At 38.3% G+C, this 10770-nt stretch carries 6 protein-coding genes and 1 pseudogene; all 7 read right to left on the bottom strand.

The window, feature by feature from the left end:
- Positions 1 to 2270, bottom strand: a 2270-nt coding sequence (locus ACNKW3_RS19705; protein ID WP_427401050.1) for a hypothetical protein, incomplete at its 3' end; no start/stop codon positions are given.
- Positions 2271 to 2413: 143 nt separating this feature from the next.
- Positions 2414 to 2650, bottom strand: coding sequence for an HTH-like domain-containing protein (locus tag ACNKW3_RS19710; RefSeq protein ID WP_193238690.1), 237 nt, complete (start codon positions 2648 to 2650; stop codon positions 2414 to 2416).
- Between the two features lie 504 nt (positions 2651 to 3154).
- Positions 3155 to 3235 (bottom strand): annotated as a pseudogene (locus tag ACNKW3_RS19715) (SEC-C metal-binding domain-containing protein); the annotation flags it as partial.
- A gap of 2550 nt (positions 3236 to 5785) precedes the next feature.
- A complete protein-coding gene (locus tag ACNKW3_RS19720; protein WP_427401051.1) occupies positions 5786 to 6067 on the bottom strand; it encodes a hypothetical protein in 282 nt (93 codons plus the stop codon).
- 376 nt (positions 6068 to 6443) lie between these two features.
- The gene (locus tag ACNKW3_RS19725; RefSeq protein ID WP_069548602.1) at positions 6444 to 6884 is read right to left on the bottom strand and encodes a hypothetical protein; all 441 of its coding nucleotides are present in this window, start codon (positions 6882 to 6884) and stop codon (positions 6444 to 6446) included.
- A complete protein-coding gene (locus ACNKW3_RS19730) occupies positions 6881 to 9001 on the bottom strand; it encodes a hypothetical protein (protein WP_427401052.1) in 2121 nt (706 codons plus the stop codon). The genes ACNKW3_RS19725 and ACNKW3_RS19730 overlap by 4 nt, the downstream gene beginning before the upstream one ends.
- 15 nt (positions 9002 to 9016) lie before the next feature.
- A complete protein-coding gene (locus ACNKW3_RS19735) occupies positions 9017 to 10759 on the bottom strand; it encodes a hypothetical protein (RefSeq protein ID WP_427401053.1) in 1743 nt (580 codons plus the stop codon).
- Positions 10760 to 10770: the final 11 nt, after the last annotated feature.

Here is a 10770-nt window from a genome sequence, read left to right on the forward strand (position 1 = left end):
TTTGACGCCAAATGAATCAGAAAAGAGATATTGGAATTACTATAAACCCGTGGCCAAAAACACTTGACCACTACAAACCAACTTTCTGCGTTAAGATAATGGCTTGGAACTATAGATAGTTGGAATAGGCTTTCAAAAACTGTCTGCCACAATCCGCCCGTTCTTAATGCCCCAAATATATGTTTTTCAATAGCAGGGGTAACACTTTGCTTTGAACGCCAAGTTAGTGACTTTACAAAAAGGCTATGTGCTAAATCTTTGTCTAAGCCTAAGCGGTTATCAGTGATTTCGATACCGATCTCTTCAGGGAGAATGCTTGCAAGAGCTTCTAAGACGCCACTCTCCATATCTGTTAAAATCGCCAGCTTTCCTGCAAGGATTGATAGATCACTATTGCCAGTTTCTTGATAGGATTGAACTATTGAAGATGCGCGCAGCATATCTCCAAACCTTTGATAACCAAACCTAATAAGAAAATCTTCATCGTCAGTTGCTGATAAAATTAGTAGTTGCTCTTTAACTAGCTCATCAATAAACCTTTCTGGAAGTAGCTCATTTCCTAGAATAGGTTTAATTGTATTTACGGCAGTTTCCCAATTTATAGTTTGGGTTTCTGAATGAGCTAGAACATCAGACAATTTGCTCATTACCGCTCTAACGATATTTTTAGGAGTAACGTAGTCTAATCGCCCTCTCAATGAGTCATCGATTTGCTTGAGGTGTTTAGAAAAAATGGTTGAGAAGCCACTAGTCGATACATCAAGAGAACAAGAGTCCTCCGACTTGTGAGTTTTGAAGACCAAATGTAGGAGTAATGGGTTTCGTAGCTCATCTGTAAAAATAGGTGTTATCTCACTTTCAACATTGTAGCGTTGAGAGAACGAAGAGAGGACATCGTGAAAATTCCTAGTGAATCCAATATGACTATATGCATAGCCAGGGAATCGTTCATCAACAACTAAATTGGCATATATATCGCGACTAGACACAACAATCTTGATACGAGGATATTCATTTAGTTGTTGGATTAATTCTGGCAGTTTGTTTTTCCACTTTCTTGCCTTGGCTCCTTCGTTTAACGCATCGATAGCAATAACAAAACAATGGTTATTGGCTTGAGCACTTGCTTGAAGACAAGATAGTAATTTGTCTCGACCAACATCGGATCCAAAGCCTAGTTTGCTTCTTACTACATCCCAAGGTTCCGCGTTATCAAAATCTTCTCCAAATAGCACTAGAGTATGAGCGCCTTTGTCGAGTCTTCTCTTCGCAAAACTTACGATAGAATGTGTCTTGCCTGCACCAGCTGGACCGGTTAGTAGGAAAGATCGAGCGTGGCAAGACTGAATCAGAGGGCTGTTGAGAGAATTTTCAATATCTATTATCGAAGCAAGTAATTCCCTCGAGGCATCTAGGTTCTCAGCAGGGAATACACACATATATTCAGCCTGGAATTGTCTAAATGAAGGCGTATCATTACCTTCACCGTGTTCTGCAAAAAACTTATTCTCTTGCTGCCTTATAGCATTTTCACAGAGCGGCTTAAGTGATCTTATGGTATCTAAAGTTGAACAAATAACTGTTTGGTCAATAATGTTGTGCTTACTAGAAGTTTTCTCTAGAAGTACTTCTAGTAGCTGTATGGCTTGTACTCTCTCGCTTTCAGGTGTCTGGGAGAATACCTTTTCTGAATATTGAGCTTTTGTCCTGAAGCTGATTTTTAATGGTTTCCAAATATTAACGAGCCACTGTTTAAAATCATAAACTTCTCCAAAAGAATCTAAAGCATCATGGGCTTCTGTAATTATATCTAAATCACTGCAATACCTTGGACCAGCGAAGGCTGCTGCTGAGTCAATACAGTTTTGTATCTTCTGAGATGTTAATGTGTTTTCGTTAAACCAGTAGGCTACAAAACCACCACTTTTGTCTATTTCTAATATCTGCTGTCTAGATATTTCAGCTGTAATCAGTTTTATATGAAGATTCGGTTTTTGAGTTTTGATGTCATCACACCATTCTTCAAACTTTTCAACTTCACTTTTTCCTCTTTTTCCTTCCGCGACTTTGCCTGTTAGATCAAATGGTATATAAACCCAGTATTCAGATAATGTTGGATGGTTTTTTAATGCAGTGGTTAATGATTTCTTGATCTGGCCAAATTCACTATTGCCAAGCTTAAAAAAGTATTTTGCTTGAATTCCTAGAATATCGCCTGTGGGGGTTTTGTAATAAGCTTCTACACCCCCGTCACCACCATCGCCGCGCAAACTAAAGAACGAAGAGCCTTGTGGTGATTTACAATGTGCTTTAAAAAGTTGAATCGCTAGCGATTCAAAGCTGTCATTTTTACTCTTAGGTGTAGATCGAATTTGATGGAAATCTATCGTAGCCAAAATAGTTACCTTTTTACTTATATTTTGTTTGTATCTAAGCCAGCTTTTTTCAATCGGCCTGTAAGGTTTCTCATCTTGCTAAATTCGGTGCCATAACTCGGCTTGAGACCGACCTCTTCACAAAACTCTTTCGCTGTGATGTGTTGAAGCTCATCAGCATATTTGATCATTTGAAGGTGCAACTCTGCCATATACTGGTTACGTGGAGCATTTTCCAGGGTCTTGCGTATTGCGAGAAAAATCTGCTCTTTCATTGCTATTTCTCATCTTTTGTCTGATGTTATAGCTAACTTAGCAAAGTTAGCTAATTTTGCAATTGATAGCGGTCTCAATGCTTGACTTTCACATGTGAAAGTCAAGTATGTGTAGAATAGCTTATTGTTTTTTGGCTTTTAATCTTTGTAATCAATTGCTTACTTTGTTGATGCTGAGTAAATAATCACACTAATATGTAGGACCAACCAATGGAGAACGTCTTACTTTTTGCCTTTCCATTAGCCTAAGTATCGCAAAAACAGTTACTGTGGCTTACTCTCATATTGGTACTAACTTGGAATGGGGCAGGAACGTGCTAGTTGTAGCTTTGCTAGAACTGTTTTGAACAAAAGCTACTTAGAAGCTAAGTTCTTCTATTTGTCTTCGGATAATGTCAAGTAATGCAAATGGCTAGATGCCGTCATCGCTCACACCTAATTCAGTGACTAAACTCAGCGTACCACGACAAATATCTCTTCAAGAGAAAGATAACTTCATATTTGCTAACCACCGTGGCATTTTTTATACTTTTTTCCGCTTCCACAAGGGCATGGTTCATTTCTGCCTATTTTCCGCTTTTTTTTAGGTTCTAAATAATGTTGTTTATTAACAGAGGTTGGGCTTTTGGTACGCTCTCTCATGCTTTGGGCTTCTTTATAAATGTGCTCATTAGATTCAGTTTGTTCAGTCGGCACATCAACCCTGAAATATTGGGCAGCTTCATAAACTCTGCCTTTCCCAACTTTAATAAGCATTCCCATTAGTTCTTTCGTATTAATAGAAATGGCAACTGCACTTGCCGTATCGTTGACCTTCTCCCACTCAACGTCATACTTGGAGTTTTGTATCCAAACAAAAATTGGCTTTCCTTCTCCGCCAAATGCGAAGTAACGTGCAGGGTGCTTTTCTATAGAGTTATCTAAATCAGAAAGGTATTTTCCAAAGCTAATACGAGTTTCCTCGCCAAAATCTCGAATAAGGCTGTCCACAGAAAGCCATCCAGGTTTGCGAGAAACATCTAGTGCCGTAAGTGCCTTCGAAACCGCATCAGGGAACTCCTGAGTAGGTATAGGGCTTGTGTCCCATTGCCCGCTTTCGAAAAATTTGTCGACAACACGACTTAATCCGTTACATATGACTAAACCAGAATTTTCGCTCTTAGTTTTTTCAATAATTTCCTGATCAAACCGATTGTTAGTTAGGTATGCTCCTAAATGATCAAACTCATCAAAAAGAAGCCCTTGTTTTACACCTGCAATTGCCTGACGCACTTCCATGTAATGCGCAAATATCCCTGGTGTAGGCAACATCCGTTTTAGAACAAAAAGATCATCGATTGAAATTGATACAAAGCTATGTTGTCCTAAGAGCGGTTTTACTTGTGGTAAGTTTTTAGAAAATGCTGAAAAGGGAGAGAATGATTCAACTGTTAATCCAATAGGGATCATTACACGGTAATCTGAATGGCGAAGTTTTCCTATCTCCTCATACTTTCCGTTGACTAGGTTGAATATTGAGACTTCATCCGCAGATTTTAAATATTCAAAAAAACGCTCACATTGTTTGTAAGCTTTTAATATCAAGTCTTTTATAGACTGTGAATGGCGTTTAAAATCGAGTTCGGGTGACGCTATTGTTGCAGCAGCTCCCGCTTTAGCCTCAACAAGGTAAAGTACATCATCAATTAAAACTAGTGTGTCATTCTCTGCCCATTGTTTAGTCTTGGGATCCTTATAATAGACTTCTTGATAAACGGTAGCATTAGCGAGCTGTTCAGCAAGTATTTCAGGAAAGGCAGCTTCGCTCATGACCTTCTGCCGCTCTTTAAACTGTTCTTTATATTCAGGTTTCTTTTGCAATAAATTGAAAAGAAGTGAACGGTAGCCAGCATCTCGAATAAAACAGGGGTCTACCGCATAATAGTCTTCATTAAGTTTGATTAGAGGTTTTTTTCTGGCAGGTAATGTCCTGTAAGGTGTGCCTGAGTAGTCACCATCACTGAAAAAATCGACCTCTTCACCACGTTGATACGCCAGATCAGCTAAAAATTCTGATGGTAATTTTGTATGCCTGCTAACATTTGCAATGCCACCTCTCAACATATCATCTACGGCTAAGCCTGCACGCTTTGTTTGTTGCGCATTTACTTCAACCCACTCTTCCATAACCTCTTCGAGCTGTTTTCCTTTCTCTGTCGCAAACCTTTGAGCGGCTTCAAATTGCTTAAGCATTTCTTCAATAGCGTTAGCTTGCCCTGTACGAGTTGTATTAGCTAACTGCTGAAATCCCTCTGCAATATCAACAGCTCCAATACCATAAATATCGTTTAAAATGTCATCATGTTGAGCGAGCACGTATTGATAAAACTCGCCCTCTAAAACCTGATATCGATTACCTCTGAGCATCACCCAAGATGATTTTGCGTGAAATTCGATATCCGCAGTATCAGAACCGAAGTCTTTATTATCAGTGTTTGCAGAGGACACCATAGCAAAGAACATTGCTTTTTCTCGTAAACTCCTACTAAGTGCAAACAGTTCACTACATTTAGTTTCATCGAACTCTACATCATCAGGAGCAACATCTGATGCTAGAACCGCATGAACGTATTCCAATAAAAACTGAACTTCGTTTCTTTCTTCACTAGGAAACTCTGTATCGAGTTCAGGCGAAGTAGTGCTGTTACTCATCATCAACAGTTGGGCATAGATGTACCCTAGGAGTTCTTCTGGTGGCATTCCATTTACTAAAAGACGTATTTTGGCCGCAAGTTCTTTCATTTCTTTCAGAATGTCTGCCGCAACTTGTGCTTGTTCAATCAATTGAAGTACCTTATAGATAAAGTGGAAATTTAGCTCGTTACTGAACCGCTACGAAATCGATGGACACAAGCATGCCTGTACGATTACCCAACTATTAGCATATTGAGTCATAAAGGAAATTTGGTCAAATAATGAGATTCAAGAATGTTGCGAGTAATGACTCTAAGTAAGAATGGAGCAAAACCTTCTCAGAGCGAAAGACAAACGACGATAAAAAGCATCGAAAAGTTTCGAGCTTTATTGTCGAGGTACCAAACTTTAATGTTCGGCGACAGCTTATAGCTAACAGTTGATGCAATTAAATCTGACTGCTTACTCTTTCACATATATCACTAATGTTTGATTAGAAGAATAAGTGATATGCTTTTGGGCTATGCTCTGACCATGCTCTAGGGCGATAGCTATAAGAGAAAGGTGATATCGTTGACTCACAATGTGCCTAAAAATCGGTTTTCCCCAAATTTTGATAGTTTCCCAATGGGCTCGCCGGAGCGTTTTATACACTGGAGTTGGCAATTGAGAATGATGAGATTCCATGCGTTCATCGATGAATGCGGAGATGATATTAGGGATACGTACAACCTCATCAATCATGAAATAGGTGTTCAAACCATTTATATCGATCTTCTGGCATTAAGTGAAAATGAAAAAAACGAGTTGCAGCTAACTAAGATCATCTGTAACCATGAACAGCCGACATGGATCTGGTTTATAAATTGCGAGGCTCTTTTGGACACTTCGCGAGCTGGTTGGCTCCGTTCTCTACTCACTACTTTTTTCGTGGATCACGTCAGAGTGACTTTTCTGTTAGATAGCCACGAGCACTACAACAATATATTTCTAAGTTATTCAGCCCCTCTTTATAAAACGACTACAGCTCTTGAGATTCCAACAGTTTAAACTAGCTTATCCCAAAGCAACTTTATTCTGTGGAGCGAGGGGGAACAAGCCTTAGATGATTAATATCGTGTTATTTTATTCTAACAATTTGTTTCCTCTGCTGTTCAATTAGCTCATTCTCAAGTTGTGTAATTTTGAGGTGAGCTTTTCGCAAGGCATGAGATAGCTGATGATGCTCAGCCGCCATTTTCGCGACCATTGCTTTAAGTTCATCAACCTGCTCACGGTACTGAATTTTAATCCGCTTTTCTTCGTTGCGTTTGAATCTTAATTTTTCAAGATCGGATTCGATTGGTGTAATGGATGATGAAGCTTTAATCTTTGCAGCTTCCGATTGCACTTTAAGCTTAAACTCTTTGTAGTAATAGCAACTTCCATTTCCAAGTCCAGCCTCTTCTTCGACAGCACGAACTGACAATTTCCGGTGCTCTGGTATTCGTTTTGTTTTCCCATTTAGGATTCGTTGAAGTGCGGCTTCAAGTTGAAGCAAGGTATTTTCTGATTTTTTCATAAATTGACAACCTCTATGGGATGTTCATATTCTTCAAATGGTATATCAAAATCACGCATAACATTTTCAGCGGCCCTGATTTGAGTTATACAATGAGAATATTCACCTGGACTGACATCATTTTGCTTAACTAGATATGTGGTAAGAGCCACATGGCGCTTTTTCCACCATTGTGCTTTTTCTCCGTCAATTACACTGCCGCTGGATTTACAATCCACACAGAAAGATGGATTAGATATGCCTTCCATATCGCAGTCATAACCGTTTTTACAGTAGCTATGTAATGTACCGTGCAATGTCATTCGGCCTGCCTTGACTAGCCTGTAAAGGTTATCCCAACTGCTATATATCTCAGGTTTCCTATCCCTCATCGCCACAATCATCTTTCCGAAACTACCAGACAGTTTTTCATCACCATTAAACCATTTATCAAATTGAGCTGTGGTTTGAATCAACGACACTTCATTTAAAATTTTTATTAGATCATGGTCAGCATGGATATCATGTAGCCTAGCTTGAACTGCTCCTGAACTATACCAATCACTCATTCTCAAATAGAGATGCTTGAATTGTTGCTTAATCGCAATGGGGTGACCCAAATTATTCCTGACCGAAAATACAGCAAAAGTTCTTCTGAACTGATGGGTGGATAGAGGCCAAATTTCCCCTAATATAATTCTTTCAACAATTGTGCCGTTATTATTTGGGTTTAGTTGTATACATTCATTTATAGAATCGGCTGTAATCACAGCTTTTGCATTCCTAGAGAATCGTCTTAGCCGTTCATTCCAACTGTCTCGAGCGATTATTTTTGGCGCATTCATACGTTCTTTTTGAGTCAACCAGAGACATTCAGCTGTTTCTGATAGCTGTTTTCGAACACTATTACTTGATGAATTTATAGCTTTGTCGTAGAGCTGATTACGTAACCCTTCGCTCAAAGCCGAAGCTAAATCTATCGCCTTTGATACAATAGGGCTACATAGCCATTCCTCGGCCTTTTTGCCTGCGGCCATCTTATGAGTACTAGCTTTAACTACGTGAAAGTCTTGCCCATCAAGTTGATATGAATGGAAGCTATTTCTCCGTAATTCAAATAGCTCGCTCACCCTCATGCCAGTGAAAGCGGCACAACAAATAAAGCATGCTGCTTGTAGTTGTCCACGCCAAGCTGCGTACCAGTTACCGTCTTCGTTACATCCGGGGAGTAATCCTGTTTTTGAAAGGTTTCTATGAATGATGTCACGATAAGGCTCTGGTAGAAAATTGTTTACTTCATGTCCGTAATTCCTTCGATCCAGATTTCCATATTCATCATGTAGCCACTTCCATTTACCTGTTGCGATTAAATCGTCAACAACAGTACGACCTGCTTCATAGTTAGATTGAAGACTTTGCTCTAGTTGAGAGATTTCTTTACGGTACTTCCATGCTGACTCAACAAGCAGCACCGCTTCACTATAGATTTTATCGACGATGTCTTGAGGGATGGCTAAATACTGTTTTGTATCCCTTTTAGTGGTGCAAGATAGCTTTTTTGCTCTTGTGGAAAAATTTATTTCAGGTAATGTAATTTTAAATGGTAGAAAGTAATTTAGTCGTACGATTGATTTTAGGGAGGAAAATATTTGTATAATATAATTTCTGCTAAGTCCTTCCAAATGTTCTTCAAGCTTAGACCATACTTCATCATTATTTAATTCTGTAATGTCAAACTTCTCCTGAGCGATTAGAGATAAAATGACTTTTTTGAGCGGAATGTTAAATCTTGATGTAAGTGTGGTTATCTTGCAGGCTTTTCCTGATTTGTTTCCTATAGCATACAACCAGCCATATGCTATGAGTTTAGCTTGCATAAGTAATATAGGGTGTTCGGTTAAAAATGAAAAATTAAACTCACTCTGATTTCTAGTTCCCCCTATATCACTTCTAAAGGTCGAACAATCCCAGATGGTGTCACCAAATCTTGATACGATATTTCCTTCAGTGTCAACACTTATTGGTATATTGTTTAAAGATTTGAAATCCTTTTTAATATAAAGTTCACTAACCTTTATATTGCATTTTGGGATATCCTGATCGAGGAAGTCATTCGGTAGATTGATTTGTAACTCCATAGTGAAATCCCAGTATTATAATTCGCTGGCTGCGTCGGGCCAAAGAGGATGTCGCCCATCTTCATCGAGTTTCCTCTGAGCTTGGCGTAAAACCTTTGGATTAATTTTCTTTAGTTTTTTATCAATGCTTTCAATAATTTCAGCAAAATTATCAGAATGATGATTCTTATCGATATGTAAATAGTGCGATTCCTCTAAGTTTTCTCTGTAACTTAATATACACCATATATCTGTTACTGATTCTACTAAGACTTGGCTTGAACATTCCCAGCACTGCTTTAGCTCGGCACAGGCTAGCTTTACGCCATCTCCGATTAAACCATGAGAATTGGCTCGACGAGTAAACTTTCTATTTTTTTGAGCATTGTTACCTTTGCAATAACTTCCATTTGCGCTTTTGATTGGTGGGGTAGAGCTGTTCAAGTAAGATTCGTAAGTGAGAACTTCAATTTTATATGTATCCTTAACAACTTTTTTGGCTGCTTCAACTCCATTTCCATCCCGAACTGTTTGCTCAAGTATCAAACAAGTGTCCCTGTTCATTAGGTTGTTTTCTAATGGGTTCCCTGAACTGTAAGAACGCTTTATTACTTCTGGAGTATTATCTAGTAATAGTGCAGCCTCAATTTCTCTTCCTCGTGCAAGTGTTAAATAACTACCAGTGACTCTAAATCTCCTGATCACGGGAATCAGTTTTTGACCTGAGTCATCTACCAAGGGAAAGTTTTTTGATAGCCAGTTCCGAATGAAGTCATTTAATATATGTCCCGTAATAGGCTTTGGTTTTCCGCTATTGATATATTGAAAAAGTAATGCGTCAGAACTTGGATCAATCAGTGTTGAAATATCTATAAGGTCAGTGAAAAAATCTCTAGCATATTTTGGTATCTCTAGTTGTTGATTATCACCTAATTCAACACTTATGTTTTTAAATGCTCTTCTCTTAAATGCTGACATTTTATACCAAGGAGATATTTGATCTCGGAGTTTTTCTGGACGTTTTAGCTGAAACAATATCGAACTATTGCACCAAGTATAGAAACTTAGTAAGAAAGTAGCGCAGCACATAAGCTTGGTAATACCTGCCCGTACGGAAAGGTTTTTATCAGCTAGGTTTATTACCATTGTCTGCTTTTTGTGCCCAGCATCAATATGAAACTGTGGGCTGATGATAAATTGCTGGTGAAGTTGTTTAAAAATCTCATGTAGTAATGCTAATAGCTTTCTTAGATCATTATCACTATATGCAGCTGTTGGTTTACTTTGAGATTTTCCTGAGAATGAAAAATTTGGCATCCATTTTTGATATTCCACTTCCATTATTTTGAGCAAATTTTTCAATCCTGATATTCGCTGTGTTAACGTTGAGTCTATAATTTCTCCTCTTCGTTGTCTTGATTTATAAAATTCTATTTCTTTTAACGCTGGGTCTTTCGTTAAAGGTAGTAAGCCATTGCTATCGCAAAATCGGAAGTGTAATCTGGCAGTAATAAACAAGTCATATTTTGTGGGATCTGAATAATCTTGATTCTCCATAATGGCTTCAAATAATTTATAAGCCACTATATCTCTGTTTGCATATTTACTATTATTAGCTAATATTTTTTTAGTTATGGGAATGTCGAAGTAACGGAACCTGTTGAAATCAAGAGTTACTACACCATTTACACCATCAATTACTTTTTGAGTTAAGGTGTAGTGGTCAAGTGTTTTTGGCCACGGGTTTATAGTAATTCCAATATCTCTTTTCTGATTCATTTGGCGTCAAA

The sequence above is a fragment of the Glaciecola sp. 1036 genome, from assembly GCF_050306235.1.
GTDB lineage: Bacteria > Pseudomonadota > Gammaproteobacteria > Enterobacterales > Alteromonadaceae > Glaciecola.